Origin of the sequence: Parabacteroides faecalis, from assembly GCF_022809355.1 — a bacterium.
Lineage (GTDB): Bacteria > Bacteroidota > Bacteroidia > Bacteroidales > Tannerellaceae > Parabacteroides > Parabacteroides faecalis.
In genome coordinates, this window is record NZ_JAKZMM010000024.1 from 1 (window position 1) to 26,325 (window position 26,325).

Sequence of the window (26,325 nt, forward strand, 5' to 3'; positions counted from 1 at the left end):
GACAATGCTGTGGCTGAACGAGTGAACGGCATTATCAAACAGGAATGGCTTTACAGGATGAAGCGGCCAAACAACTTTGTTGAAGCAAAGGAATTGCTTGACAGGATTGTCTATTTCTATAATGAAAAACGTCCGCATAGAAGCAACCAGATGAAGACTCCTGTGCAAATAAGAAGTCTCTCTGAGACTTGACGCTCTTTGGAGGCTGCGCGCCTCCAGCCGCTAAAGGCAAACCTGCGGTGGTTTTTTCATAATTAATAAATGATCTGTCACCATCAGAAGATTTGTACCTTATTGTATTTTTTATCTTTGCAAAGGTAATATGTAAAGCCTTTTAGTAAGACTTATTTTATCTGTAGAGTTTTTTAGTAACGTATCAAAAAAGTGTAAAGTAAATTTAGGCATAGTCAAAAAGACTAAGTATATCTTGAAAAAGACGCCGGCTTTTCATCAATTCCCGGCGTCTTTTGATGAAAAGCCGGCGTCTTTTAGCGCATTCATAGGCATGAATTTTCGGGCCTTAGGGCAGGGTGTTCATACTCCTTGCCGACTTGCACTCTTGCTTACCGGTTTGGGGAAATTCTTCTGGCACATCTGGCAATGATATTCCCAATATAACGGATTGACTGCTTTCCCGGTGATGAGTCCCGACAGCATATTGAAGAAAGCCTGGAAACGGTATTTTCTCTTATAAGTCAGTCGGATTTGGTCGGAATGGCAACAAGGACAATAGCGAAGTTGTTCGGGAATCATTCGATTCTCTTCCAATAAGGAAAGTGCCCGGTCGTAATCGGTTTCCTGAACCAGAATGTCAATTCCCAGATGACCGATGTATCCGTTAAGAACGCGGGCTGTAATCTCATTATGCAGGATGGCAGGAATGCCTTCATTCTCGAGTGCACCTTGCAGAATATGTGCCTGTGCATCATTTTCGCAAGTAATTAATCGGACTGTTTTCATAACTCTCTTTCTTTGGAAATTAAGATATCGACATACTTTCCAAAAATAAGAAATAGGATACACTAAAACAATCTTTTCGCCGTTAAATTTACAGTGACGGAGAGTAAAATAGATTTGTTGACATCGCTTTGTTGACGAGTTGCCTTGTCTCTTTGTCGACAGAAAAAAGATAATGAAGAATGAATAGCCTATACGATTCCCGGCAATTGCTGAAATATCTGTTTATCGTGGCAGCTGTGGTGATAGCCATTGCTTCCGTTTTTGTATCTGATTTGCTGATCAAGGATTTGGCACGCGAGGAACGCCAGAAGATTGAAGTCTGGGCCGAAGCCACGCGTGTGCTCACCAGCGAAGATCCGAGTCTGAACATGAACCTTATTCTACAGATCATCCAGGGCAACACCGCCATTCCGGTGATGCTGTGCAATGACCGGGACAGTGTGATGAACTACAAGAATCTGGAGCTGCCCGAAAAGAATGTGGATGAGTTCCTGCAGCAGAAAGTACAGGAGTTGAAGAAAAAGAAAGATCCGATCGTGATTGATATGGAAGACGGCACCTACCAATACCTATATTATGATGATTCACTCATCCTGAAACGGCTGTTGGTCTATCCGTATGCGCAGCTGACGGTGATGGCTGTTTTCATCCTGACTGCTTTCCTGGCCTTGGCAAGTACCAAGAAGGCCGAGCAGAACAAAGTCTGGGTCGGCTTGTCGAAAGAGACGGCTCATCAGTTGGGAACACCTATTTCCTCACTCATCGCGTGGCTTGAGTATCTGAAGCTGAAAGAAGTCGATCCGACACTGCTGGCTGAGATGGAGAAAGATGTCAAACGGCTGGAAATGATCGCCGAACGATTTTCGAAGATCGGTTCCACACCCGAGCCGGTTCCGGTGAATATCTGTGAATCGGTCCGTTCGGCCCTTGATTATATGGAAACCCGCATTTCGTCGAAGGTGAAAATAACAGTCGAAGCGCCCGAAGAACCGGTGATGGTACTGATGAATCAGGCATTGTTTGCCTGGGTGGTCGAGAATCTGTGTAAAAACGCCGTGGATGCGATGGAAGGACAGGGAAATATCACCTTCCATATCGAAGAAAAAGGCAAGAAGGTGCGTATCGACGTGACGGATACCGGCAAAGGCATCCTGAAGTCGAAGTTCAAGACTGTATTCAATCCGGGTTACACAACGAAGAAGCGCGGCTGGGGCTTAGGCCTGTCGTTGGTAAAGCGGATTATTGAGTCATATCATGGCGGAAAAATCTATGTAAAAAGCTCGGAAATCGGCAAAGGGACGACATTTCGTATCGAATTACGCCGTCTGACACGTTAAAATCCGTGAATATGGTGTCAAAAATGCATTATAGGAAAAAATATCTACATACCTATTGCTTTTCTGTTAATATTTTTCGTACCTTTGCAAGGTTTTTACATAAGTAGGCTTTGGGAAAATTTGGATTATATCATATTGATTTGAAAAATCTCACTCCAGGAGTACATGAATATGACTACTTATTGGAGAACAAGTTCTTTGCGGACATCGAAGGAGATTTGGTGCAAAAGGGTAAGGTTCAGGTACATCTGACTCTTCGCAAGTCGGCTGTGATGTTTGAACTAAGCTTCCATCTGGAAGGAACAGCCATTGTGCCATGCGATCGTTGTCTGGACGATATGGAACAGCCTATCAATACGGATGCCCGTCTGATAGTGAAGTTCGGCAAAGAATATGCGGAAGAAAGCGACGAGGTGTTGATCATCCCCGAAGATGATGGAACGATCAACCTGGCTTGGTTCTTATATGAATTCGTTGCTTTGGCCGTCCCGATGAAGCATGTGCATGCACCGGGAAAATGTAATAAGGAGATGTCTTCGAAATTGAGGAAACATCGGGCAGTCCGCTCAGACGAAGAAGATGACTTTTCGGACGATGGTTTCTATGAAGACGATTCGGACGTTGATCAGCCTACTGATCCGCGTTGGGATGCTCTGAAGGATTTGATAGAGAATAATAACAATTAAAATTAATAATAAAATGGCACATCCTAAAAGAAGACAAGGTAAGACAAGAACAGCCAAGAGAAGAACTCATGACAAGGCTGTTGCTCCGACAATGGCTATCTGCCCGAACTGTGGAGCTTGGCACATTTATCACACTGTATGTGGCGAATGCGGCTATTACAGAGGTAAGTTAGCAATCGTTAAAGAAGCTGCAGTTTAATTATTCAGAAGATTAATTTGACTAAGTGGAAGAAATAGCCCTAAAAAATCAAATTTTTAGGGCTATTTTAATTTATCAATCATTTATCAGTTCTTGATGTAATGGAAAAAATTAATGCAGTAATCACGGGAATCGGAGGCTATGTTCCCGAAGATGTTCTGACGAACGAGGATCTATGTAAGATGGTAGATACCACAGATGAGTGGATCATGACACGTGTGGGTATCAAGGAACGTAGAATCTTGAGAGGCGAAGGTCTTGGCACTTCTTATATGGCAATCAGAGCCGTAAAGCAATTATTTGAAAAGACACAAGTCAATCCGGAAGACATTGAAGTAGTCTTGTTTGCTTCCACAACACCTGACTATCATTTCCCGATGACTGCTTCTATCATTGCCTATCAGACAGGCTGTAAGAACGCCATGACTTTTGATATGCAGGGAGCTTGTGCAGGTTTCTTGTATGCATTGGAAACAGGTTCGAACTACATTCGTACCGGACGTTATCATAAAGTATTGGTTGTAGCTGGCGACAAGATGACATCTATTACCAATTATGAAGATCGTACGACATGTCCGCTGTTTGGAGACGGCTGCGGAGCTGTCTTGCTGGAACCGACTACGGAAGAAATCGGTGTGATGGATGTGATCCTTCGTACAGACGGTATCGGATTTTCTCATCTGATTATGAAGGCTGGCGGTTCGGCTTATCCTTCTACTCATGAGACTGTTGATAGAAGAGAACATTTTGTTTATCAGGATGGAAAAACCGTATTCAAATATGCGGTGACATCCATGGCTGATGTGGCAGCTGAAATTGCTGAGCGCAATCATCTGACGCAAGACGATATCGCGTGGATCGTACCGCATCAGGCTAATTTGCGTATCATTGATGCGACAGCCAAGCGATTGGGTGTACCGAAAGAAAAGGTTATGATCAATATTCAGAAATATGGAAATACCAGTGCCGGCACAATTCCTTTGTGTCTGTGGGAATGGGAAGACCAGTTGAAGAAAGGTGATAACCTGATTCTGGCTGCTTTCGGAGCAGGATTTACTTGGGGATCAATTTACCTGAAATGGGGATATGATGGAAAAAAAGCATAAATCGGGATTTGTCAACATCGTCGGTAATCCGAATGTCGGAAAATCAACCTTGATGAACAGGTTGGTCGGTGAGCGTATTTCGATTATCACCTCGAAGGCGCAGACAACCCGTCACCGCATCATGGGTATTGTGAATACCGAAGATATGCAGATTGTCTATTCAGACACGCCCGGCGTCTTGCGGCCCAACTATAAGCTGCAGGAGTCTATGCTTAACTTCTCAGAGTCTGCCCTCGATGATGCAGATGTGTTGTTGTATGTGACAGACGTGATTGAGACCATCGATAAGAACGAAGAGTTCTTGCAGCAGGTGCAAAAGGAAAAATGTCCGATCCTGCTGCTGATCAATAAGATCGATATGACCGACCAGCCAAAGCTGGAAGCCTTGGTGCAGGAGTGGAAAACCATTCTTCCGCAAGCGGAAATTATTCCGATCTCGGCCTTGTCGAACTTCAATGTTGATTATGTCAAACAACGGGTGGAAGAGCTGATGCCCGAATCACCACCTTATTTTGAGAAAGATGCGCTGACCGACAAGCCGGCCCGCTTCTTTGTGACAGAGATCATCCGCGAGAAGATTCTCTTGTATTATCAGAAAGAAATCCCGTATGCTGTGGAAGTAGTGGTGGAATTGTTCAAGGAGGATGATGAAATGATCCATATCAAAGCCTTGATCATTTGTGAACGGGATTCGCAGAAAGGTATTATCATCGGGCATAGAGGACAGGCACTGAAGAAAGTAGGTGCGATGGCACGCAAAGACATCGAACGCTTCTTTGAGAAGAAAGTCTTTCTGGAGATGTTTGTCAAAGTAGAAAAAGACTGGCGAAACCGCGACAATATGCTTCGTGCTTTCGGGTATCGCCTGGAATAAGGTTTATAAGTGGGTGAGGATCTATGAGCCACACACTTGGATAAACGGAAGGACTCATAAACTAAAAACTCAATAAACTAAGTATATGGGAAATCTTGTAGCAATTGTTGGTAGGCCCAACGTAGGAAAGTCCACCTTGTTCAATCGTCTGACGCAGACGCGGCAGGCTATCGTAAATGAACAGGCCGGGACAACACGCGACCGCCAGTATGGCAAGGTCGAATGGTTGACAAAAGAGTTTTCGCTGGTGGATACCGGTGGATGGGTTGTCAACTCGGAGGATGTTTTTGAGGAAGAAATCAATAAGCAGGTGAAAATCGCTATCGAAGAAGCGGATGTCATCCTGTTTGTTGTCGATGTGATAAACGGTCTGACGGATTTGGATCAGGAAGTGGCGAATATCTTGCGTCGTTGCCGTAAACCGGTTCTGGTGGTGGCCAACAAAGCAGATAACTTCGAGGCTCATATCGGTTCGGCCGAGTTTTATGCGTTAGGTTTGGGTGATCCGGTTTGTATTTCGGCGATCAATGGTTCTTGTACCGGCGATTTGCTGGATAAGATTCTGGAAGTGATGCCCGACGATAAACCGATGGCTCTGGAGGAAGAGCTGCCGCGTATTGCCGTTGTAGGTCGTCCGAATGCCGGAAAGTCGTCATTGGTAAATGCCTTTATTGGTGAAGAGCGGAATATCGTAACGGATATTGCCGGAACAACGCGCGATTCGATCTATACGAAATACAACAAGTTCGGTTTGAACTTCTATCTGGTGGATACGGCCGGTATCCGTAAGAAGGGAAAGGTAACTGAAGACTTGGAATATTATTCTGTGATCCGCTCGATCCGGGCGATAGAGAATGCGGATGTCTGTGTCTTGATGTTGGACGCAACCCGAGGTATCGAGAGTCAGGACCTGAATATCTTCTCGTTGATACAGAAGAATAAGAAAGGTCTGGTGGTTTGTGTGAACAAGTGGGATTTGATTGAGGATAAAAGTCAGAAAGTCATCAACTCTTACACTACTGCGATTCGCGAACGTCTGGCTCCGTTTACAGATTTCCCGATTATCTTTATCTCGGCGATGACGAAGCAGCGTATCTTTAAGGTGCTGGAAACGGCAAAGCAAGTCTATGAGAATCGCCAGCGTCGTGTTTCAACAGCGAAGTTGAACGAAACCATGCTGCCGATTATCGAGAATTATCCGCCACCAGCCTGGAAAGGCAAGTATATTAAGATTAAATATGTGACACAATTGCCGGCAGGAAGCATTCCTTCGTTTGTTTTCTTCTGCAATTTGCCACAATGGGTGAAAGATCCGTATAAGCGGTTCCTGGAAAACAAGATCCGTGATAACTGGGATTTCACCGGAACTCCGATCAATATCTTTATTCGTGAGAAATAAATTCATTAACTAAAAAGGCTGTTGTTTCCATTTCCGGAAGCGACAGCCTTTTTAGTTAATCTTCCGTCTGTCCTTGAATCCGGTGATAATGACAGACCAGTAATTTCTTTTCTTCATCATGTAGATGCATGCCATTGCCTTCGCAGTAGCGGAACATCTTGCAGTCTGCGCATATTCCTTGTTTGGCCCAACTGCGGTCGCGATAGGCTTCGAAGCGATTGTTCCAGACGTCCATGAAGTGATCTTGGTAAATGTTTCCTTGATGGAAATTCGAGCGGATACTGGGACAACCGGAAATGGAACCATCTATCAACACCGAAGCTACACTGATGCCGGCGTGACATTCATAGAATCCATCGCGTACCTCGCCTTCATAATTCCCCAAGAAACCTTCACAGCCGTAACTGGCTCGTATCACACCTTCCTGGCGACACTGACGGATGAAGTCGAGTACGGAGACAAACTGCCGGTTGTCTAGCTGTAGTTCCGGCATCGTGGCGGCCCGTCCGACTGGAAAGATGGTGAATATCCGCCAGCGTTTCACGCCGATACTGACCAGGAAGTCTTTAAACTGCGGCAGGTATGAAATATTCTGTCGGTTCACGCACGTGACAACATCCCAGATGATTTCTTGCTCTTCTGCCAGCATTCGGATGGCTTGTACCGCTTTCTCAAAACTATGTGGATGACGACGCAGCCAGTTGTGCTCTTTCTCGAATCCATCCAGACTGATTGTCGCGGCATGCAGACCGGAAGCCAGCAGGCTGTCCAGCCGTTTCCGGTCCAGATAAAGCCCGTTGGAAACGATTCCCCAGGGAAAGCCCCGACGATACAGTTCGATTCCACAACTTTCGATGTCTTTTCTCACCAAGGCTTCTCCACCGGTGAAGATGACTAATACTTCATGTGGATTCACATGCGGAGTGATTTCATCAACGACGCGCAGAAAATCAGCAACCGGCATGTCTGGAAAAGCCGAAGAAACGCGACAATCGCTTCCACAGTGTCGGCAAGCCACATTACAGCGCAGCGTGCATTCCCAGAAAAGCGTCTTCAGCTCATGCAGCTTGATTCGGTTCTGATGTATCTTCCGGAAGATTTCCAGGCCAAGTCGTTTGCGTAAGTCAATCTGCTGTTTCATGTTTCTCCTTTTCTTTCAGGCTGATTGTAATTTCTTTCTCTACTTCACCTGCATACCAATTGTCATCTCCACCTCGAAAATCTTTTTCCGTGAGATGAATTTCCTGAACAGTGGGTAAATAGCTTCCGTTTTTATCGCTATCCACATCTTCTGCGGCAATTTTCAGATCAGTAAGTGGAACATAACTGAAGTTCATCTCGAAAGAACCATCCGTTTCTGTCTTGGTTATAGCGCAGGTGTCATTCTCTCCGAAGATACTTGCCAGCTGAATATTCGGAATGCCTTCCTGATTGCTTGTTTCCACGCGGCCTTTGATTTGGAAAGTCGCATACGGTGTGCCATATTCTTCAACTCCTGCTGAGCAACCGAAGCCGAGTAACATCAGAAGAAAACTTCCTATTCCGTTGAGAAAACGGAGTCGTTTAGTAAGGATACGCTTCATAACTGTACGATATATTTTGCTCTATACTTCCTTTTCCTTTCAATAGACCCGAACCCTCGGTTAAAGGCACGCCGTCGAAACGGATCACAACCGAGTCTTCCGGAATATCTTGGCTCCAGCCCGTTTCAGCCGAAGTCACCGGAGAGGTATAAACGACAAGCGAATCGCCTTCGCCCGGTGCTTTTTCATAGGTAAACGAATACTCGCCGTTCCAGTTGGAGATGTCGAAGAATTCCTTTGGTTCCTGTCCATTCGCTTTCCGGGCCGACAGGAAAACCAATGGCATACCCCGGTTGATGGAGTTGGTGATTCGTCCGTAAATTCGGTATTGCAGGTACGGCTCGCTGTACGACTCCTGATAATCGCGCAGACGAATCGTCTCTTCAGCGGACAGTCTTCCCATAAACCATCCGTCGGCTCCTACGGCACTCTCCGGATCAAACACGGTAATACCCGTCGTATCCTGATAGATCCGGCAAGTATCTACAATTTTCCATTGGATAGTCTGGAAATCCCTGGGTTCGACACGCTTGTTTTCCCAGATAAATTCTCCGTTGGCATCCGTTTTCACCGTGTCGCCAATCAGATAATTGTACGGGAAAGTCCCGTCGCTGATAACAACCGGCATATCCGCTACTGCATTCCCTTGCGAATCGACAACATGGCCTTTCAGCGAATAAGCTGCGGTCGGTACACCATATTCACAGACAATCGGTTCATTTCCGTTTTCATCCAGGCAGGAAAAGCCCAGCCAGGCAAGGAGCGTGGCTAAGACGCCATTACAGGTTTTCCAAAGTTTTCGTTTCCATTGTTTCATCGTATAACAAATTTAAGAGGTTTTTTATCTCCTAAATGTCTTTTCCCATAAAATACTGCATTCACGGAAATAATTTTTCTACCGGGCAAATCAAAGATTCCATATCCACTATCCAAAAATATGAAGCCTCCAATAAATTCTTTAGTTCACGGCGCGGTTTACTTAGTTCACGTCGTGGATTAAGTAGTTCACGTCGTGGATTAAGTAGTTCACGCCGTGGATTACTTAGTTTACACCGTGAACTAAAGAATTGGATGCAGGAACAACATGTTTGGTTCACCTACTTTTGACTTTTCTCTGCTTGGGTTTTGTTTTTGGGTATTATCAGATGGATTGAAGAGTAGTTTCCTTTTTTCTCTTTGATATACATATAAAATGCAGCGTGTTATTGGGATTCTTGAGATGTTTTCTATCTTTGTAGGAAAAGAATAAGGGCTATGAAATCAACAGTTGAGTGTATAAATCTTTTACGAGATTATGTAACGAAGAATGCTGCTAAATATAGTATTATTCGTATGGGAATATTTGGTTCTGTAGCAAGAGGGGAACAAACGGAAGATAGTGATATAGATGTTTACTTGGAAACTTCAAAGCCAAGTATGTTTGCCATGGTACATATAAAAGAAGATTTACAAGATTTATTTGGCTGTCGCGTGGATCTTGTCCGTTTACGTGAACATATGGATTCTTTTTTAAGGAGCAGGATAGAAAAGGAGGGCATTTATGTATGATAGCGAGTTAGTTCGTTCTTCTTTAATAAAAATACAGACTGCTTTAGATAGAATATTACAACGGTCTGAAACCATTCTTTCTCCAGATGATTTTTTAATAACTCCAAGTGGGATTGAGAGAATGGAAAGTATTTGTATGCTGTTGATTGTGATAGGGGAAAGCGTAAAGCGAATAGATAAAGTTACAAATAAAGAATTGTTATCCTTTTATCCTGAAATAGATTGGAAAGGAGTAATGGGAATGCGTGATATTATTGCCCATCATTATTTCGATATAGATGCTTCTATCGTATTTGATGTTATTAAAAATAATCTTCCTGAGGTAAAAGTAGTTATTGATAAGATGTTGTCCACATATAAATAATGGATAGAGATTTATAGCTTGTTCTTAAATCGTTAAATAACACAAAATAGGTCGCTATCTCGCAAAATATTCGTTCTTTTGCAGAAAATTTGGGAAGAAAGTGCCTGTATGTTTCTTCCTGATACGAAGAATGTGAATAATATTGCTACGAATGGCTGATAATAAAAAAGTTAGTTCTGTTTCTTTCTTTCATTCCCGCTTTACTTCGATAATAAGTATCGCGCTGGTTCTTTTCCTGATGGGTTTGATTATCCTGATGGGATTGCTGGGAAACAAACTATCGGTATATGTGAAAGAGAATATGTCGTTTTCGGTTGTCCTGAAGGATAATGTTGGCGATTTGGATGTAAAGCGGATGCAGAAGAATCTGGAGTCCCTTCCTTATATTAAATCCACTGAATACATTTCTAAAGAACAAGCTGCCCGGGAACTGGAAGATGAATTGGGCGAAAATCCGGAGAATTTCTTAGGGTTTAATCCGTTGCAGGCGTCTATTGAAGTGAAATTGCATTCGGAATATGCCAATCCGGACAGTCTGAAGTTGATTGAGAACAAGATTAAAAACTATACTTCGGTGTCAGAGCTGCTGTATCGGAAGGATATGATGGAGCTGGTACAGCATAATATGAAACGTGTCGGACTGGTGCTGCTGGGACTGGCGGCTATGCTGATGATTATTTCGTTTGTCCTGATCAGTAATACCATCCGTTTGCTGATTTATTCCAAGCGTTTCCTGATACATACGATGCGTCTGGTAGGAGCAACGGCCGGTTTTATCCGAAGGCCTTTTATCTGGTATAATGTGGTTAGCGGAATTATTGCAGCCATACTGGCTATTTGCATGCTGACGGCTTCTTTATATTATTTGCAGGCAGAATTGACGGGCTTTATACAAATATTGGATATTCCTACGTTATTAATAGTGTATGTAGCCGTTTTGTTGCTGGGTATTTTTTTATCGGTTTTGGCAACGATCGTATCGGTCAACAAATATCTGCGAATGAGTTTTGACAAATTATATTATATTTAAGAGTAAAGAAACTATGGCGAAGAAAGATTTTGCTTTTGGAAAAGAGAATTTTATCCTGATAGCCGGAGCCGTTGTGCTGATTATCATTGGTTTCATCCTGATGAGTGGAGGAGGTTCGGGCGATAATACATTTAATCCGGCTATATTTGATACCCGTCGGATTGTGATAGCTCCTATTGTGACGGTGATTGGCTTTATAGCCGTAGTATATGGTATCCTGAAGAAGAGTAACGATAAGACAACGTCAGAAGAATGAATGGATTGGAAGCCTTGATCCTGGGATTGTTGCAGGGTCTGACAGAGTATTTGCCGGTAAGTAGTAGTGGTCATTTGGCTATTGGTTCTGCCTTGTTTGGTATAGAAGGAGAGGAAAGCCTTTCGTTTACTATCTTGGTACACATAGCGACAGTGTTGAGTACCTTGGTTATCTTATGGAAAGAAATAGCTTGGATCTTCAAAGGTTTGTTCCGTTTTGAAATGAACGATGAAACACGTTATGTGTTGAATATCGTGGTTTCTATGATTCCGGTGGGTATTGTCGGTGTTTTCTTTAAAGATACGGTCGAAGCTATCTTTGGTTCGGGACTGTTGGTCGTAGGCTGTATGTTGTTACTGACAGCTTTGTTGTTGGCTTTTTCCTATTATGCCAAGCCTCGTCAGAAGGAAAAGATTTCTTTGCGGGATGCTTTTATCATCGGTTTGGCTCAGGCTTGTGCGGTGATGCCGGGACTTTCTCGTTCGGGTAGTACAATTGCCACAGGTTTGTTGTTAGGAAACAAGAAAGAACATTTGGCTCAGTTCTCATTCCTGATGGTGATTCCTCCTATTTTAGGTGAAGCCTTGTTGGATGCTTTGAAGATGATGCAGGGAGAAAGTCTGGGTGGAGATATTCCTGCCAGTTCTCTGTTAATCGGCTTTTTGGCAGCCTTCGTTTCCGGTTGTCTGGCTTGTAAATGGATGATTAATATAGTCAAGAAAGGGAAGTTGATCTATTTTGCCATTTATTGTGCCATCGCCGGTGCGGTAACGATCTTTTTAAGTTTGTAAGTTCTTGAGTTTTTAAGTTTATAAGTTTTGACAGACAGCAGAGGTACGTGACGGACCTGTTCTGTTCTGGAGAATAAAGGATAATAGATGGATTTTATTGCTGGAGAAGTTTTATTCTTCAACAAACCGCTGACCTGGACGTCGTTCGATTTGGTGAACAAGTTTCGGTATAAGTTGTCGAGGAAGTTGAAGGTAAAGAAAATAAAAGTAGGTCATGCCGGAACATTAGACCCTTTGGCAACGGGTGTAATGATAGTGTGTACAGGAAAAGCCACCAAGCGGATTGATGAATTTCAGTTTCAGACGAAAGAATACGTGGCAACGCTGAAATTGGGTGAAACAACGCCTTCGTTTGATCTGGAAAAAGAAGTGGATGCCGTTTATCCAACCGAACATATAACCCGGGAATTGGTGGAAGGGGTTTTGAAACAGTTCATTGGAACGATCGAACAGGTTCCTCCGGTGTTTTCGGCTTGCAAGATAGAAGGGAAAAGAGCGTATGAGTTGGCTCGTAATGGTGAAGAAGTACCTTTGAAAGCCAAAACATTGGTGATTGATGAGATTGAATTGTTGGCATGCGAACTGCCGGTCGTTAAAATCAGGGTAGTTTGCAGTAAAGGAACTTATATTCGTGCCTTGGCTCGTGATATTGGTGTGGCTTTGCACTCGGGAGCACACCTGATCGCTTTGGAAAGAACCCGTGTTGGCGACGTCACGCTGGATCAATGCATGAATCCGGAAGATATAGATGCCTTTTTGGATCGTGAGATTCCGGCAGAGGAAACAAAGTAAAAAATAAAACTAGATAAATTGATAAATAAAGTATGAAGCTCTCTAAATTCAAATTTAATTTGCCGACGGAACAAATCGCTTTATACCCGTCGAAGAACAGAGATGAGTCTCGATTGATGGTTGTTAACCGGAAGACAGGAAAGATTGAACATCGGATCTTTAAGGAGATATTGGATTATTTTGGACCGAAAGATGTGTTTATCTTCAACAATACTCGTGTGTTCCCAGCTCGTCTGTATGGTAACAAAGAAAAAACAGGGGCTCGTATTGAAGTATTCTTGCTTCGTGAATTGAATGAAGAGTTGCGTTTGTGGGATGTGCTGGTTGATCCGGCCCGGAAGATTCGTATTGGGAACAAACTTTATTTCGGTGAAGACGACTCGATGGTGGCTGAAGTGATTGATAATACCACATCGCGTGGCCGTACCCTGCGTTTCTTGTATGATGGAAACCACGACGATTTCAAGAAAGTATTGTATAGTTTGGGTGAAACTCCACTGCCCAAATACATCGATCGTCCGGTAGAACCAGATGATGAAGAACGGTATCAGAATATTTTTGCTACGGAAGAAGGTGCCGTTGTTGCTCCTGCTGCTGGTATGCACTTCAGCCGTGAACTGATGAAACGTCTGGAAATTAAGGATTGTCGTTTTGCCTTCTTGACATTACACAGCGGTTTGGGTAATTTCCGCGAAATAGACGTGGAAGATCTGACAAAACACAAGATGGATTCAGAACAGATGTTTGTCAATGCGGATGTCGTATCTACTGTCAATGCTGCCAAAGATTCAAACAATCAGATTTGTGCGGTTGGTACTTCGGTTATGCGTGCGATCGAAACAGCTGTAAGTACGGATGGTCATCTGAAAGAGTTTGAAGGATGGACTAATAAGTTTATCTTCCCGCCGTATGATTTTAGTGTGGCAACCAGTATGGTGACTAACTTCCACATGCCATTATCTACTTTGCTGATGATGACGGCTTCGTTTGGTGGTTATGAGTTGATTATGGATGCATACGATGTGGCTTTGAAAGAAGGCTATAAGTTTGGTGCTTATGGTGACGCCATGTTAATCCTGTAAGAACGTATGGCATTAGTTTACTTGGGACTGGGTACAAACATCGGTAACAAGCGGAAAAATATGGTAACAGCCGCTGCGCTGTTGGCAGAAAGGGCAGGAGATGTCCTGTCCCTTTCTTCTTTTTATGAGACTGAGCCGTGGGGATTTGCTTCAGAGAATACATTCCTGAATGCTGCGTTGGAATTGGAAACCGACTGTTCTCCGATGGAATTGCTTCGTCTGACTCAACAGATAGAACGGGAAATGGGACGGACGCAGAAAAGTGATGGTTCGTATCATGACCGGATTATCGACATTGATATCTTGTTGTATGGTAATGAGGTTGTACATCATGAGGATTTAGTCGTACCGCATCCACTGATGCAGCAACGTTTGTTTGTCATGCAGCCATTGGCAGAGATTGCTCCTTCGTTGGTTCATCCAGTTTTGCAGAAGAGTATGTATGATCTATATATGGATTTATTGGACGGAGAAGATTCAGAAGTAAAGTAATGAAGTAAACGGTTGACTTGTGAACAAATGGACAGGTTGATCAGTTTTGATGGATAAAGAACTTACAAATTCAATATATATGAACGATATAGAACGAATCATAACAGGTGGCGGCATGGTGTTCAAGAAGAAAGCTTCGGAACCGAAAGGAGAGCGAAAACCGAAGATGTCCGACTTCCTGCGCGGAACACACGGATCGGGAGCTGCCAAAATGAGAGCCGGCTTTAAGTTGAAAAAAGCTTTGCGTAATACACAGAAGAAGAAATAAAGGGAAAATTAACGTTAGATGGTGTGAGCTTATTCCATAGAAATCACTATCTTTGCACCCTGAATTGACGTGGATAGATTTGTGCGCTTGCAACCACAGGAAAAAATGCTAAAAACAATCTTTCTTTTTGTGCCGTTTGGCAAACAGTTTCTTTCCCCAATCAATTCATTACGAATTTATTTTACATTAATTATCTGAGTAATGAGTTATTTATTTACCTCCGAATCGGTGTCAGAAGGACACCCCGATAAAGTAGCCGATCAGATATCGGATGCTTTGCTGGATGAGTTTTTGGCTTATGACAAGAACTCGAAAGTAGCTTGCGAAACCCTTGTTACAACCGGACAGGTTGTCTTGGCTGGAGAAGTTAAATCAAATGCGTATGTAGATGTACAGGAAGTAGCCCGTAATGTAATCGAGAAGATCGGCTATACCAAGAGTGAATACCAGTTTGAAGCGAAATCTTGTGGCGTTTTCTCTTCTATCCATGAACAGAGCGGTGATATCAACCGTGGCGTGGAACGTGAGAATCCATATGATCAGGGTGCTGGTGATCAAGGTATGATGTTCGGATATGCTACCAATGAAACAGCCAATTATATGCCTCTTGCTTTGGATCTGGCACATAGTTTGCTGTTGGAATTAGCTAAGATTCGTAAACAGGAATCTCGCCTGATGCCGTATTTACGTCCAGATGCGAAGAGCCAGGTAACGATCGAATACGATGATAACGGCCGTCCGTTACGAATTGATACGATTGTTGTTTCTACACAACACGACGAATTCATCGGTCCTAAGGGTATTTCTCAGGAAGAGGCCGACAAAGCCATGCAGGATAAGATCAAGGCCGATGTTAAGAATATATTGGTTCCTCGTGTGAAGGCACAATATCCTCCACATGTACAGGCTTTGTTTGATGATCAGATCACTTATCATGTCAATCCGACAGGTAAATTTGTTATAGGTGGTCCTCATGGTGATACCGGACTGACCGGTCGAAAGATTATTGTAGATACATACGGTGGAAAAGGTGCACACGGTGGTGGTGCTTTCTCTGGAAAAGATCCGTCGAAAGTGGACCGTTCGGCAGCTTATGCCGCACGTCATATAGCCAAGAACCTGGTTGCTGCCGGTGTTGCAGATGAGGTTCTGGTACAGGTATCGTATGCTATTGGCGTTGCTAAGCCGATGAATATCTTCATAAACACATACGGTCGTTCGCATGTGAATATGACAGACGGAGAAATCGCTGCCAAAGTATGGGAAATCTTTGATATGCGTCCGAAAGCAATCGAAGAGCGCTTGAAGTTGCGGAATCCGATTTATTTCGAGACGGCTTCTTATGGTCACATGGGTCGTACACCGCAGGTAGTGAAGAAGGTATTTAATTCCAGATATATTCCGGAACCAGTTGTCTGCGAAGTGGAATTGTTTACCTGGGAAAAACTGGATTATGTAGATAAGGTAAAAGAAGCCTTTGGATTGAAGTAAGTACAACTTTATATTTCTTACGAGGGAACGTTTTCGGATATCCAATGTCCGGAAACGTTCCTTTTATTTTCTGTCGGAAGTATCTTTTCGTCAGTAAAGATTTATGGAAATGACGTTCGTGAGATTTTTTCTGGATAAGTCCGTGTTTTTGTGGTGTTTTTTGTAGATATTTGCAATTGTATTATAAAAACATAATGGGTATGTATAAAATTAGTTATTGGTTAGGAATAGCTATCTCTTTATGTGTGCTGTCGGCATGTACGAAGAGTACTTCTGTTCCTTACGAATCGGTTCCCAATGATCCGATGAAAGCCCGTATTTATACCTTGGATAACGGGCTGAAAGTGTATTTGACCGTAAACAAAGAAACTCCGCGAATTCAGACTTATATCGCGGTAAGAGTGGGGGGAAAGAATGATCCGGCAGAAACAACGGGATTGGCGCATTACTTTGAGCATCTGATGTTCAAGGGAACGACTCATTTCGGAACGCAGGATTATGAAAAGGAAAAACCGATGTTGGATGAGATCGAACGTCTGTTTGAAGTCTATCGTCAGACTACCGACGAAGCAGAACGGGAAGCCATCTATCATCAGATCGACAGTGTATCATACGAAGCGTCTAAGTTGGCTATCCCGAATGAATATGATAAACTGATGGCTGCTATCGGAGCAACAGGAACGAATGCCTATACTGGTTTTGACCAGACAGTTTATGTAGAGGATATTCCGTCCAACCAAATAGAGAATTGGGCGAAAATACAGGCTGATCGCTTTGAGAACAATGTGATCCGTGGCTTCCATACCGAATTGGAAACAGTGTATGAAGAGAAGAATATGTCGCTGACTAGCGATAACCGCAAAGTATTTGAAGCGATCTTATCGGCTTTGTTCCCTGATCATCCGTATGGAACGCAGACGGTGTTGGGAACACAGGAAAACCTGAAGAATCCGTCGATTACAAATATCAAGAATTATCATAAGACCTGGTATGTACCGAATAATATGGCTATCTGTATGTCGGGTGATCTGGATCCGGAACAGACGATTGCTACTATTCAGAAATATTTCGGTCATCTGAAACCTAATCCAAACCTGCCGGCTTTACCGGTTACACACGAATCTCCGATTAAGGCTCCGGTTGTAAAGGAAGTGTTGGGCTTGGAAGCCGAGAATGTTATGCTGGGCTGGCGTTTCCCTGGATCTTCTTCTGTGAATCAGGAAGATTTATTGAATCTGGTATCGTTGATTATGAACAACGACAAGGCCGGTTTGCTTGATGTGGATTTGATTCAGCAGCAGAAGGTGTTGAACTGCTATGCCGGAACATACGGTTTAGCAGATTATGATGCTTTCATTATCGCAGGAACACCGAAGCAGGGACAGACGTTGGATGAAGTAAAGGATTTGTTCTTGGCTGAAGTAGAAAAACTGAAGAAGGGTGAATTCGACGAAAGTCTGTTGGAAGCTGCCATCAACAACTTCAAATTGATGCAGATGTATCAATTGGATTCGAACAGCGGACGTGCTGATATGTTCGTGAATGCGTTTATCAGTAAGTCGGAATGGAAGGATGAAGTGGAACAGCTGACTCGTATGAGTAAGGTAACCAAACAGCAGGTGGTTGATTTCGCTAATCAGTATTTTGGGGATAATTATGCCTTGGTATATAAACGTCAGGGAAAAGATCCGAATGAAAAGAAGATTGAGAAACCTCAGATCACACCGATTGTGATGAACCGTGATAGTTCAAGTGCCTTCTTGAAAGAGATTCAGGCTTCGCAGGTCGCTCCGATCGAACCTGTATTCCTGGACTTTGAGAAAGATTTGAGTAAGTTGACGGCTAAGTCTGGTATTCCGGTATTGTACAAGCAGAATACTTCGAACGATCTGTTCTCGCTGTTGTATGTATTCGATATGGGTAATAACAATGATAAAGCCATGGGTACTGCTTTCGAATACCTGAAATATCTGGGAACATCGAAGAAGTCATTGCAGGAAATCAATATGGAATTCTATCAGTTGGCTTGTTCGTTCGGCGTTCATCCGGGTTCAGACCGTATGTATGTGACATTGGATGGTTTGGCAGAAAATATGCCGAAGGCGATGGCTCTGTTTGAAGAATTACTGGCTGATGTACAGGTCAACAAGGAAGCATACGAGAATCTGGCTTCGGATATGCTGAAGAAACGGGTAGATGCTAAGTTAAATCAAGGACAGAATTTCAACCGCTTGATTCAATATGCTATTTGGGGACCTAAATCTCCGACTACAAATGTGTTGACTACGGCTGAATTGCAACAGATGAATCCGCAGGAACTGGTAGATCGTATTCGCCAGATCAATACGTATGAGCATAAGATCTTGTATTATGGTCCGGAAACAGCTGAAAGAGTGATAGCAATTATCAACGAACAGCATAAGGTTCCAGAGAAACTGAATCCGGTTCCGGCTTCAGCAGACTTCAAGATGCAGGAGACAACAGATAATAAAGTCTTGTTTGCCCAGTATGATGCCAAGCAGATTTACTTCTCTGCTATTTCCAATCGGGGAGAAAAGTATGATGCAACGATCGATCCGGTATTGAATTTGTATAATGAATATTTCAGTGGAAACATGAATTCGATTGTTTTCCAGGAAATGCGTGAAGCCAGAGGTTTGGCTTATTCGGCTGGAGCTTATTTAATTACTCCGTCAAAGTTGCAGTATCCATATATTTATCGTACCTTTATCGCCACGCAGAACGACAAGATGCTGGATGCCATGAAGGCCTTTGATGAGATTATCAACCAGATGCCTGAATCGGAAAAAGCATTTGATCTGGCAAAAGACGCATTGATAACCCGTTTGCGTACCGATAGAATTACGAAGTCTGATGTCCTTTGGGCTTATATGTATGCTCAGGATTTAGGATTGTCTGTTGATACCCGGAAGGCTTTGTTTGAGCAAGTTCAACAAATGAGCTTGGCTGATGTAAAGGCATTCCAGGAGAAATGGGTAAAGGATCGTAAATACGTGTATGTAGTCTTGGGTGATGAGAAGGATTTGAACATGAAGGGATTGTCTGAATATGGCCCGATAGAGAAACTGACTCAGGAAGCGTTGTTCGGCTATTAAACGCATTTTAATCTAAAGGTAATAATATTATGGTAAAGCAATTTTTAGTAATGATGGCAGCCGTAGTGGGTTTGGCTGCATGTTCGGGTGGTTCAGGAACCAAGATTCCGGTGTATGGCTGGCAAGGAGAAGGTGGTGATGCCACAGAAGCATCTATTCAGGCTGATTTCAGTAAGTGGAAAGCGCATGGTCTGGATGGTATGTGTTACAATGCCGGTGGCTTTAATGTAGAGAAGCACGCTCGTGCAGCCAAGATCGCCCATGCCAATGGGTTGGAATATCATGCCTGGATTCCTACTATGTTGAAAGGAGATGCCGATTCTACCTGGTATGCCGTGAACCGGAAGGGTGAATCTGCTTATAAGGTACAGGCTTATGTGCCTTACTACAAGTGCATGTGTCCCAACAATGATGATGTGGCAAACTACTTGGTAACCGAATATTCGAAAATTGCAGAAATTCCTGAAGTTGATTATGTTCATTTGGATTATATCCGTTATGTGGATGTGATTCTGGCACGTGGCTTGTGGGAAAAGTACGGCTTGGTCATGAATGAAGAATATCCGACTGCCGACTATTGTTATTGCGATAAGTGTGTGGCTGATTTCAAGGCAGCTACGGGTATCGATATTAAGGCAGTGGAAGATCCTTCGAAGTGTGAAGAGTGGAAACAGTTCCGTTATGATGTAGTTACGAAGCTGGTAGGCAAGATTGCCGATGCAGTTCACGCGAAAGGAAAGAAGGTGAGTGCCGCTGTTTTCCCGGGTCCGGATTCGTATGCAAAGAAATTGGTACGTCAGGAATGGAACAAATGGAATATCGATGCCTTCTTCCCTATGAACTACAACGATTTCTATTTGGAACCGGCTTCATGGGTTGGTAAGGTAACGGCTGAGGAAGTAGCTTCTGTGAATGGAGAGAAACCGATTTACAGCGGATTGTTCATTTGCCACGACTGGAAGAACAAGGCCAACATCAAAGATCCGGAAGGTCATGGTTTGATTCCTTCTGAAATAGCTGAGGCTGTACGAGGATCTATGGAAGCTGGAGCAACAGGCGTTTGTCTGTTTGTACCGGGTAATATGACGGATGAACATTGGATTGAATTTGATAAGGCTATCCATCAGACTTATCAGGTGAAGAAATAAAGAGAGAAGATAGATTTTCATCTTTCTCCAAAAAGGTGATGCCGGATCACGAGGTTTGTCTTTGTACAAACGGTGATCCGGCATTTTTTCTATAAACCTAGGTGCGGACAGCACTTCTTTTGGAAAAGGAACACAAATCTGGGTGCGGACAGTACTTCTTTTGGAAAAGGAGCACAAATCTGGGTGTGGACAGCACTTCTTTTGGAAAAGGAGCACAAATCTGGGCGCGGACAGCACTTCTTTTGGAAAAGGAGTACAAATCTGGGTGCGGACAGCACTCCTTTTGGAAAAGAAGTATAAATCAGACTTCCTATCACGATCTTTTTCGTATTTGAGATGTTCTACGTTTGATTTTTATTTACTTTGCAGAAAAACTGGAAACAACATGACATTCGATAAACATAATTGTTATTGTATTATTATGGCCGGAGGTATTGGATCCCGATTCTGGCCATTGAGCCGGGAAGAAAAGCCGAAACAGTTTGTGGATGCTTTAGGTATCGGACGTACTTTTATCCAACTGACCTACGATCGATTTTCCGGCTTTATTCCTTCGGAGAACTTTCTGGTGTTGACGGGCGAGGTTTATAAGTATTGGGTATTGGAACAACTGCCACAATTGTCGCCCCAACAAATACTGACGGAGCCTTGCCGGCGGAATACAGCTCCTTGCATTGCCTATGCGATGTATAAATTACGGCAGATAAATCCGGAGGCTGTGGCCGTCGTTACTCCATCTGATCATTATATATCGAATACGGATCGTTTTGCTGTGGTTATGCAGGAAGGACTGGCTTTTGCAGCTTCTCATCCGGCTTTACTGACGGTGGGGATTACGCCGACTTTCCCGGCTACGGGTTATGGATATATTCAGACGAAACAGGATTCGGAATCGGCTATTACGCCAGTATTGCGGTTTAAGGAAAAGCCGGATTTGGTAACTGCCTCCCAGTATCTGGCAGAAGGAGACTATTTTTGGAATTCCGGTATGTTCATTTGGTCGGCACAAACCATAATCGGAGCTTTTGAACGGTATTTGCCGGAAGTCGCTTCTCTCTTTGCTTCCATTGACAGGAAATATGGAACTTGTGACGAACAGGAAGCCGTCAATCAGGCTTTCAATCTGTCGCCTTCTATCTCCATCGACTATGGAATCATGGAAAAAGCGGCTCAGGTGTACGTCCGTTGTGTGGCTGATTTGGGTTGGAGTGATGTGGGCTCATGGGGCGCGTTGTATTCCTTATTGGAAAAAGATGCTGCTGCCAATGCCGTTTCCGGAGCCGATTCGCAGTTCTCTCATGCCGGACAGAATCTGATCAAGGAAACCAATCCCAATAAGAAAGTCATTATCGACGGCCTTTCCGGTTATATGATTGCCGATACGGAAGATGTGCTGATGATTTGTCCGCTCAACGACGAGAATCATATCAAGGAAGTGATTCAACAGGCCAATAAATAAGAAAGATGATATACGAAGAACCGAGCAGGCGTATGAAACCATGCTCTTTAATATAAACGGGAATCGAAATCGAATCTAACTGGGATCGGAATCGATTCTCGTTTATTCTGTTTAAAAAGATGCCTATGTCTTTGTCATTTCATGCCTATGTTTTCACAAATTCATGCCTATGTTTTTGTGAATTCTTGCCTACCTTTTTGATGGGTTGAAAATGAGATGGTTAACAATGCAGTTAATGACCAGCTTCATAATGGCAGCTGCGGATTTATTTTATTTCGCCTTGATGGACCGCTGATTCGCGTTTCCTGTATTGGGAAGGTGTGATACCAATCATTTTGGTGAACATCTTGGTAAAATAGGCCGGTTCTTCGAAACCCAGCAAGGCGGCAACTTCGTTAATCTTCCTATTGGTCATTTCCAGATATTGACAGGCTTTCTGCATCTTCAGGCGAATGAAATAATTGATGGGTGAAACGCCTGTCTCCTTTTGGAATAGGGTACAGAAATGAGAGGTAGAGTATTTGAAATAGCTAGCTATCTGTTCGAGCGACAGGTTCTGATGGATGTTTTCCTGCATGTAATGAACCGCTCTGGCCGACAACAACAAATATTCTTTATGAGTAGGCAGATTGATCGACCGGTATTGGTCGAGATATAAAAACGAAGCCAGGAACTGGTACAGACACATGGACGAATAAATCATATTTTCCAGTGTATAACCCATCGAGAAACTGTTATAAATCTCTTCGAACAAATCCAGCCGGTCCTGTAAACGGGAATAATCTCCGGGAAGGATGTTTTTAGGCGCATGACTTTTAGGAATGAACTGTTCGGTCAAGGCTCCCTTGAAATGAATCCAGTAGATTGTCCACGGATCGGAATCGTCGGCACCAAATGAATAAGGAACATTTGGAGGAATGATGATATATTGATTTTCTTTGATCTCATAAGTCTTTTCTTCTATTTTATACCAGCCTTTTCCTCCGGTACAATAGATGAGCATGCCATAATCACATCCTTTTTCTTTTTGTACGTAATGATATTTTACATGTGGAAAGAATCCTATTTTCCGAATATACAGATTGCGGATCAACGGATTATGGCTATATTCTTGCAGAATGTCATCGGGTAGAGAAGCAAACCGTTCCCCCTTAAAACCTTCTTTAATTTTGATCATAACAGAAAATCGTAAGATTGTATAAGTAAATCGAAACAAAGGTAAGGTTTGTTTTGGTATCGTGGTGTTACTTTTGCAGAAAAATCAAGATAAAATGAAGAAACAATTCGGTTTAATGTTGATGGGTTCTGTGGCTTTTCTCTCCTGTACCACCACAAACCCACAACAACAGTTGGCAGAGACAATTTTGAATGATACAACCTTGCATCAGGTAGATAGTATGGCCCGCTCGATAATTAGTCAGGGATTCAATGCGGGTAGCGGTTATTCCCAGATTTGGGCCCGGGATATGAATACATTCATTGAAGTAGCCTGTGAAGAAACAAATCAGACGGATATCCGGAATGCTATCCTGTTGTTCTTTGCTCTTCAGCAACCGAATGATGAGATGATAGATGGCTATGTGCTGAAACCGGATTTTACCTGGTATGATAATCATCCTTATTATGCAGATGCAGCACCTGATCATGTGGGATTCAAGAATACCGTCGAGACCGATCAGGAATCTTCCCTGATTCAGATTGTAGGTAAATATATCCGTAAAACAGGCGATACTTCGATTTTACGAGAAGATGTAGCCGGAAGAACTGTACTGGAGCGGATGGATGATATGGTTGATTATCTGATGCGGGAACGTTATAGCGAGCAGTATGGTTTATTGTTTGGTGCCATGACTGCCGATTGGGGAGATGTACAGCCGAATGATGATTTTGGTTGTGACATGAACGAGCTTTCTTCGCGTGCCATTGATGTGTATGATAATGCCATGTTCCTGATCGCTTTGGATTATTTGCAGGAAATGACAGACGATGCCTCGTTGCTGAAGAAATGGAAAGGCATCCGTGAACAGATCGCTCAGAATGTGCGGAAGTACTTGTGGGATGCCGAACTGAAGAAGTTTATACCTCATTTGTATATAGATCCGTCTCCGATTCCTGCCGGATTCGATGAGAATCAGATTCATTATCATGGAGGAACTGCCGTCGCCATTGAAGCCGGCTTGTTATCGAAGGAAGAAATTGCCTTGGTCAATGCCCAGATGCTCGAGAACGTCCGTTTGTCGGGTATGCCAAGTATCGGATTAACTCTTTATCCGACTTATCCGGAAGGCTTTTTCCGGGGAGGAATGGCTAAACCCTACGTTTACCAAAACGGTGGAGACTGGACCTGGTTCGGAGGACGTATGATTCAGCAGTTGGTTGCGAATGGTTTTGTTGAAGAAGCCTACGATGAAATCCGTCCGATGATTGACCGGGTAATCAAGAACCAGGGTTTCTTTGAATGGTATGGTATGGGAGGCGTCCCCAGTGGTTCAGGACATTTCAAAGGCTCTGCCGGAGTATTGGCTAAAGCGATTGAGATGATGAATGATTGGGCAGAAGAAAAAATAGATAACAAATAAAAAAGATATAATCATGCGAAAGAGCAATTATGACAAGCAGCCGGCTACTCGAATAGCTGGTCAGTTATGGAAAGGATGGCAGGCCGTACGGGATGAAATAAACCGTCGCTGTGCATCGTTGGTTGGTAAGAAGTCGGTAGTCGTTGTTGTGGAATGTTATCAGGGTGTTCATCATGAAGAACTGACACGGGAACTGTCTGCCTTGAATCCTTCTTTATGGGTGGATACACAGTCTGTATTCAAATCTGTGAAGGAGATAGAAACCATGACGTATCCTTATGTAACGGACGACCGTTTGTTCGGGTACCGGGCACATTTTACCTATACTGATTTCCTGGATGCTTCTAGAGTAGCGGATGCGCGTCAGCAAATCAGTCAGGCAACAGGTTTGGTTTTGGTTTATGGCCATGGAGCTGCCGTTGTAGCACCCGAATCGGATATCCTGGTATATGTGGATATGGCCCGTTGGGAAATACAGCTTCGCTTCCGCCGTCATGAAATCAATGGTTTAGGCGTAGAGAATAAGGCCGAAGGAGCTTCATATCATTATAAGAGAGGTTATTTCGTAGATTGGATTGTTTGTGATACGTTGAAGAAACAATTACTGCCGAAGGTAGATTATTGGTTGGATACACACATGCCGGAACAACCTAAAATGATTACAGGAGAAACGATGTTGGCGGGCTTGGTTAAGACTGCACATCAGCCGTTCCGTGTAGTTCCGTTCTTTGACCCGGCTCCGTGGGGCGGACAATGGATGAAACGGGTTTGTGGATTGGATCCGGAACCGGCTAATTATGGTTGGTGTTTCGACTGCGTACCCGAAGAGAACAGTTTGTATCTGAATGTAGAAGGAGAATTGTTTGAGATGCCTTCCAATAATGTGGTCTTCCATCAGACCCGCGCGTTGCTGGGTGGTCCGGTAGAATCTCGTTTCGGACAGGATTTCCCAATCCGTTTTGACTTCCTGGATACAATTGGTGGAGGAAACCTGAGTTTGCAGGTTCATCCTACGACACAATACATTCGTGATACATTCGGTATTTATTATACACAGGATGAAAGTTACTACCTGTTGGATGCGGAAGAAGGAGCTACGGTATTCTTAGGATTAAAGACTGGTGTAAATCCGGAGGAAATGATCGGAGCCCTACAGGAATCGCAGAATACCGGAAAACCTTTTGAGGCAGAAAAGTATGTGAATCGCTGGCCGGCCAAGAAGCATGATCATTTCTTGATTCCGAATGGAACGATCCATTGTTCCGGAGCCGGAGCCATGGTCTTGGAGATCAGTGCTACGCCAAGTATATTTACCTTCAAGTTGTGGGATTGGGGACGTCTCGGACTGGATGGTCTTCCTCGTCCGATTAATATTGGTCATGGCTCACATGTTATCCAGTGGGAACGTCAGACAGAATTTACCCGTGACAATTTGGTAAACCAGGTTAAACCGATTGCTGCAGGAGACGGCTGGCGGGAAGAACGGACCGGATTGCACGAAAATGAATTCATCGAAACCCGTCGTCATTGGTTTACCAAACCGGTTACTCATCATACCGATGATGGTGTGAATGTCTTTAATGTAATAGAAGGCGATGAACTGATCGTTGAGAGTCCGACGAATGCCTTTGAGCCGTTTGTTGTTCATTATGCGGAAACCTTTATCGTTCCGGCATCGGTAGGAGAATATACCATCCGCCCGTATGGAACTTCGGAAGGAAAGGAATGTGGAACTATCAAAGCGTATGTACGTTTCAGACAATAA

At 43.5% G+C, this 26,325-nt stretch carries 27 protein-coding genes; 22 read left to right on the plus strand and 5 right to left on the minus strand.

Features of this window, described 5'->3' with window-relative positions; all coding sequences use genetic code 11:
- Positions 1-192: integrase core domain-containing protein (locus MUN53_RS10180; protein WP_243325326.1), on the plus strand; the 192-nt coding region annotated here is incomplete at its 5' end.
- Positions 193-534: 342 nt separating this feature from the next.
- On the opposite strand, the gene MUN53_RS10185 is transcribed toward MUN53_RS10180, so the two are convergent.
- Positions 535-960: a putative signal transducing protein gene (locus MUN53_RS10185; protein WP_243325327.1), complete on the minus strand. Its 426-nt coding sequence runs from the start codon at positions 958-960 to the stop codon at positions 535-537.
- Between the two features lie 179 nt (positions 961-1,139).
- On the opposite strand from MUN53_RS10185, the gene MUN53_RS10190 reads away from it, so the two are divergent.
- From MUN53_RS10190 to der, 6 genes are all read left to right on the plus strand, one after another.
- Complete coding sequence (locus MUN53_RS10190) at positions 1,140-2,297, plus strand: sensor histidine kinase (RefSeq protein WP_022456531.1); 1,158 nt, start codon at positions 1,140-1,142, stop codon at positions 2,295-2,297.
- Positions 2,298-2,407: 110 nt separating this feature from the next.
- Positions 2,408-2,983, plus strand: a complete 576-nt coding sequence (locus MUN53_RS10195) for a YceD family protein (protein WP_243325328.1) — start codon at positions 2,408-2,410, stop codon at positions 2,981-2,983.
- A gap of 13 nt (positions 2,984-2,996) precedes the next feature.
- Positions 2,997-3,182 carry a 50S ribosomal protein L32 gene (gene rpmF, locus MUN53_RS10200; RefSeq protein ID WP_009859681.1) on the plus strand — a complete coding sequence of 62 codons (186 nt, stop codon included), beginning with the start codon at positions 2,997-2,999 and terminating at the stop codon, positions 3,180-3,182.
- 101 nt (positions 3,183-3,283) lie between these two features.
- Entirely contained in the window at positions 3,284-4,288 is a 1,005-nt protein-coding gene (locus MUN53_RS10205) for a beta-ketoacyl-ACP synthase III (protein ID WP_022456529.1), read from the plus strand.
- Positions 4,272-5,162 (plus strand): GTPase Era, encoded by an 891-nt coding sequence (gene era / locus MUN53_RS10210; RefSeq protein WP_243325373.1) that lies wholly within the window; start codon positions 4,272-4,274, stop codon positions 5,160-5,162. Before MUN53_RS10205 ends, era begins: the two co-directional genes overlap by 17 nt.
- Before the next feature lie 85 nt (positions 5,163-5,247).
- The gene (der, locus tag MUN53_RS10215; protein ID WP_243325329.1) at positions 5,248-6,561 is read left to right on the plus strand and encodes a ribosome biogenesis GTPase Der; all 1,314 of its coding nucleotides are present in this window, start codon (positions 5,248-5,250) and stop codon (positions 6,559-6,561) included.
- A gap of 55 nt (positions 6,562-6,616) precedes the next feature.
- On the opposite strand, the gene MUN53_RS10220 is transcribed toward der, so the two are convergent.
- The 3 genes from MUN53_RS10220 to MUN53_RS10230 are packed head-to-tail and all read right to left on the minus strand — an operon-like array spanning position 6,617 to position 8,961.
- Positions 6,617-7,702: a TIGR04133 family radical SAM/SPASM protein gene (locus MUN53_RS10220; RefSeq protein ID WP_243325330.1), complete on the minus strand. Its 1,086-nt coding sequence runs from the start codon at positions 7,700-7,702 to the stop codon at positions 6,617-6,619.
- Positions 7,686-8,144 carry a radical SAM-associated putative lipoprotein gene (locus tag MUN53_RS10225; RefSeq protein WP_243325331.1) on the minus strand — a complete coding sequence of 153 codons (459 nt, stop codon included), beginning with the start codon at positions 8,142-8,144 and terminating at the stop codon, positions 7,686-7,688. Before MUN53_RS10225 ends, MUN53_RS10220 begins: the two co-directional genes overlap by 17 nt.
- Positions 8,125-8,961: a radical SAM-associated putative lipoprotein gene (locus MUN53_RS10230; RefSeq protein ID WP_243325332.1), complete on the minus strand. Its 837-nt coding sequence runs from the start codon at positions 8,959-8,961 to the stop codon at positions 8,125-8,127. Before MUN53_RS10230 ends, MUN53_RS10225 begins: the two co-directional genes overlap by 20 nt.
- Before the next feature lie 437 nt (positions 8,962-9,398).
- Between MUN53_RS10230 and MUN53_RS10235 the strand changes: the two genes are divergently transcribed.
- From MUN53_RS10235 to MUN53_RS10295, 13 genes are all read left to right on the plus strand, one after another.
- Positions 9,399-9,692 carry a nucleotidyltransferase family protein gene (locus MUN53_RS10235; protein ID WP_243325333.1) on the plus strand — a complete coding sequence of 98 codons (294 nt, stop codon included), beginning with the start codon at positions 9,399-9,401 and terminating at the stop codon, positions 9,690-9,692.
- Positions 9,685-10,056: a HepT-like ribonuclease domain-containing protein gene (locus tag MUN53_RS10240; RefSeq protein WP_243325334.1), complete on the plus strand. Its 372-nt coding sequence runs from the start codon at positions 9,685-9,687 to the stop codon at positions 10,054-10,056. Before MUN53_RS10235 ends, MUN53_RS10240 begins: the two co-directional genes overlap by 8 nt.
- Positions 10,057-10,207: 151 nt before the next feature.
- Positions 10,208-11,086, plus strand: a complete 879-nt coding sequence (locus tag MUN53_RS10245) for a cell division protein FtsX (RefSeq protein WP_243325335.1) — start codon at positions 10,208-10,210, stop codon at positions 11,084-11,086.
- A 13-nt stretch (positions 11,087-11,099) separates the two neighbouring features.
- Entirely contained in the window at positions 11,100-11,342 is a 243-nt protein-coding gene (locus tag MUN53_RS10250; RefSeq protein WP_243325336.1) for a DUF3098 domain-containing protein, read from the plus strand.
- Positions 11,339-12,133 (plus strand): undecaprenyl-diphosphate phosphatase, encoded by a 795-nt coding sequence (locus tag MUN53_RS10255; RefSeq protein WP_243325337.1) that lies wholly within the window; start codon positions 11,339-11,341, stop codon positions 12,131-12,133. The genes MUN53_RS10250 and MUN53_RS10255 overlap by 4 nt, the downstream gene beginning before the upstream one ends.
- A gap of 87 nt (positions 12,134-12,220) precedes the next feature.
- Positions 12,221-12,925 carry a tRNA pseudouridine(55) synthase TruB gene (gene truB / locus MUN53_RS10260; RefSeq protein ID WP_243325338.1) on the plus strand — a complete coding sequence of 235 codons (705 nt, stop codon included), beginning with the start codon at positions 12,221-12,223 and terminating at the stop codon, positions 12,923-12,925.
- A gap of 32 nt (positions 12,926-12,957) precedes the next feature.
- The gene (gene queA, locus MUN53_RS10265; protein WP_243325339.1) at positions 12,958-14,007 is read left to right on the plus strand and encodes a tRNA preQ1(34) S-adenosylmethionine ribosyltransferase-isomerase QueA; all 1,050 of its coding nucleotides are present in this window, start codon (positions 12,958-12,960) and stop codon (positions 14,005-14,007) included.
- A gap of 6 nt (positions 14,008-14,013) precedes the next feature.
- A complete protein-coding gene (gene folK / locus MUN53_RS10270) occupies positions 14,014-14,499 on the plus strand; it encodes a 2-amino-4-hydroxy-6-hydroxymethyldihydropteridine diphosphokinase (protein WP_243325340.1) in 486 nt (161 codons plus the stop codon).
- Between the two features lie 79 nt (positions 14,500-14,578).
- Complete coding sequence (locus tag MUN53_RS10275; RefSeq protein WP_243325341.1) at positions 14,579-14,767, plus strand: hypothetical protein; 189 nt, start codon at positions 14,579-14,581, stop codon at positions 14,765-14,767.
- Positions 14,768-14,968: 201 nt separating this feature from the next.
- Positions 14,969-16,258, plus strand: a complete 1,290-nt coding sequence (gene metK / locus MUN53_RS10280) for a methionine adenosyltransferase (protein ID WP_022455393.1) — start codon at positions 14,969-14,971, stop codon at positions 16,256-16,258.
- Between the two features lie 200 nt (positions 16,259-16,458).
- A complete protein-coding gene (locus MUN53_RS10285; RefSeq protein ID WP_243325342.1) occupies positions 16,459-19,374 on the plus strand; it encodes a M16 family metallopeptidase in 2,916 nt (971 codons plus the stop codon).
- A 29-nt stretch (positions 19,375-19,403) separates the two neighbouring features.
- On the plus strand, positions 19,404-20,522 hold the full coding sequence (locus MUN53_RS10290) for a glycoside hydrolase family 10 protein (protein WP_394803070.1): 1,119 nt from the start codon (positions 19,404-19,406) through the stop codon (positions 20,520-20,522).
- 385 nt (positions 20,523-20,907) lie between these two features.
- Positions 20,908-21,981 (plus strand): mannose-1-phosphate guanylyltransferase, encoded by a 1,074-nt coding sequence (locus MUN53_RS10295; RefSeq protein WP_243325343.1) that lies wholly within the window; start codon positions 20,908-20,910, stop codon positions 21,979-21,981.
- 265 nt (positions 21,982-22,246) lie between these two features.
- On the opposite strand, the gene MUN53_RS10300 is transcribed toward MUN53_RS10295, so the two are convergent.
- Positions 22,247-23,158: an AraC family transcriptional regulator gene (locus MUN53_RS10300; RefSeq protein ID WP_243325344.1), complete on the minus strand. Its 912-nt coding sequence runs from the start codon at positions 23,156-23,158 to the stop codon at positions 22,247-22,249.
- Between the two features lie 94 nt (positions 23,159-23,252).
- On the opposite strand from MUN53_RS10300, the gene MUN53_RS10305 reads away from it, so the two are divergent.
- Positions 23,253-24,560, plus strand: a complete 1,308-nt coding sequence (locus tag MUN53_RS10305) for a glucosidase family protein (RefSeq protein WP_243325345.1) — start codon at positions 23,253-23,255, stop codon at positions 24,558-24,560.
- Positions 24,561-24,573: 13 nt separating this feature from the next.
- Positions 24,574-26,325, plus strand: coding sequence for a class I mannose-6-phosphate isomerase (locus MUN53_RS10310; protein ID WP_243325346.1), 1,752 nt, complete (start codon positions 24,574-24,576; stop codon positions 26,323-26,325).

Excerpts from the sequence above, each read along its gene's own strand:
- rpmF (WP_009859681.1), top strand. The coding sequence starts at position 2,997 with ATGGCACATCCTAAAAGAAGACAAGGTAAGACAAGAACAGCCAAGAGA.
- MUN53_RS10250 (WP_243325336.1), top strand. The coding sequence starts at position 11,100 with ATGGCGAAGAAAGATTTTGCTTTTGGAAAAGAGAATTTTATCCTGATA.
- queA (WP_243325339.1), top strand. The coding sequence starts at position 12,958 with ATGAAGCTCTCTAAATTCAAATTTAATTTGCCGACGGAACAAATCGCT.
- MUN53_RS10255 (WP_243325337.1), top strand. The coding sequence starts at position 11,339 with ATGAATGGATTGGAAGCCTTGATCCTGGGATTGTTGCAGGGTCTGACA.
- MUN53_RS10230 (WP_243325332.1), bottom strand. The coding sequence starts at position 8,961 with ATGAAACAATGGAAACGAAAACTTTGGAAAACCTGTAATGGCGTCTTA.
- truB (WP_243325338.1), top strand. The coding sequence starts at position 12,221 with ATGGATTTTATTGCTGGAGAAGTTTTATTCTTCAACAAACCGCTGACC.
- MUN53_RS10235 (WP_243325333.1), top strand. The coding sequence starts at position 9,399 with ATGAAATCAACAGTTGAGTGTATAAATCTTTTACGAGATTATGTAACG.
- MUN53_RS10305 (WP_243325345.1), top strand. The coding sequence starts at position 23,253 with ATGAAGAAACAATTCGGTTTAATGTTGATGGGTTCTGTGGCTTTTCTC.
- MUN53_RS10290 (WP_394803070.1), top strand. The coding sequence starts at position 19,404 with ATGGTAAAGCAATTTTTAGTAATGATGGCAGCCGTAGTGGGTTTGGCT.
- MUN53_RS10205 (WP_022456529.1), top strand. The coding sequence starts at position 3,284 with ATGGAAAAAATTAATGCAGTAATCACGGGAATCGGAGGCTATGTTCCC.
- MUN53_RS10285 (WP_243325342.1), top strand. The coding sequence starts at position 16,459 with ATGTATAAAATTAGTTATTGGTTAGGAATAGCTATCTCTTTATGTGTG.
- MUN53_RS10185 (WP_243325327.1), bottom strand. The coding sequence starts at position 960 with ATGAAAACAGTCCGATTAATTACTTGCGAAAATGATGCACAGGCACAT.
- metK (WP_022455393.1), top strand. The coding sequence starts at position 14,969 with ATGAGTTATTTATTTACCTCCGAATCGGTGTCAGAAGGACACCCCGAT.
- era (WP_243325373.1), top strand. The coding sequence starts at position 4,272 with ATGGAAAAAAAGCATAAATCGGGATTTGTCAACATCGTCGGTAATCCG.
- MUN53_RS10275 (WP_243325341.1), top strand. The coding sequence starts at position 14,579 with ATGAACGATATAGAACGAATCATAACAGGTGGCGGCATGGTGTTCAAG.
- MUN53_RS10225 (WP_243325331.1), bottom strand. The coding sequence starts at position 8,144 with ATGAAGCGTATCCTTACTAAACGACTCCGTTTTCTCAACGGAATAGGA.
- MUN53_RS10190 (WP_022456531.1), top strand. The coding sequence starts at position 1,140 with ATGAATAGCCTATACGATTCCCGGCAATTGCTGAAATATCTGTTTATC.
- MUN53_RS10240 (WP_243325334.1), top strand. The coding sequence starts at position 9,685 with ATGTATGATAGCGAGTTAGTTCGTTCTTCTTTAATAAAAATACAGACT.
- folK (WP_243325340.1), top strand. The coding sequence starts at position 14,014 with ATGGCATTAGTTTACTTGGGACTGGGTACAAACATCGGTAACAAGCGG.
- MUN53_RS10220 (WP_243325330.1), bottom strand. The coding sequence starts at position 7,702 with ATGAAACAGCAGATTGACTTACGCAAACGACTTGGCCTGGAAATCTTC.
- MUN53_RS10245 (WP_243325335.1), top strand. The coding sequence starts at position 10,208 with ATGGCTGATAATAAAAAAGTTAGTTCTGTTTCTTTCTTTCATTCCCGC.
- der (WP_243325329.1), top strand. The coding sequence starts at position 5,248 with ATGGGAAATCTTGTAGCAATTGTTGGTAGGCCCAACGTAGGAAAGTCC.
- MUN53_RS10300 (WP_243325344.1), bottom strand. The coding sequence starts at position 23,158 with ATGATCAAAATTAAAGAAGGTTTTAAGGGGGAACGGTTTGCTTCTCTA.
- MUN53_RS10310 (WP_243325346.1), top strand. The coding sequence starts at position 24,574 with ATGCGAAAGAGCAATTATGACAAGCAGCCGGCTACTCGAATAGCTGGT.
- MUN53_RS10295 (WP_243325343.1), top strand. The coding sequence starts at position 20,908 with ATGACATTCGATAAACATAATTGTTATTGTATTATTATGGCCGGAGGT.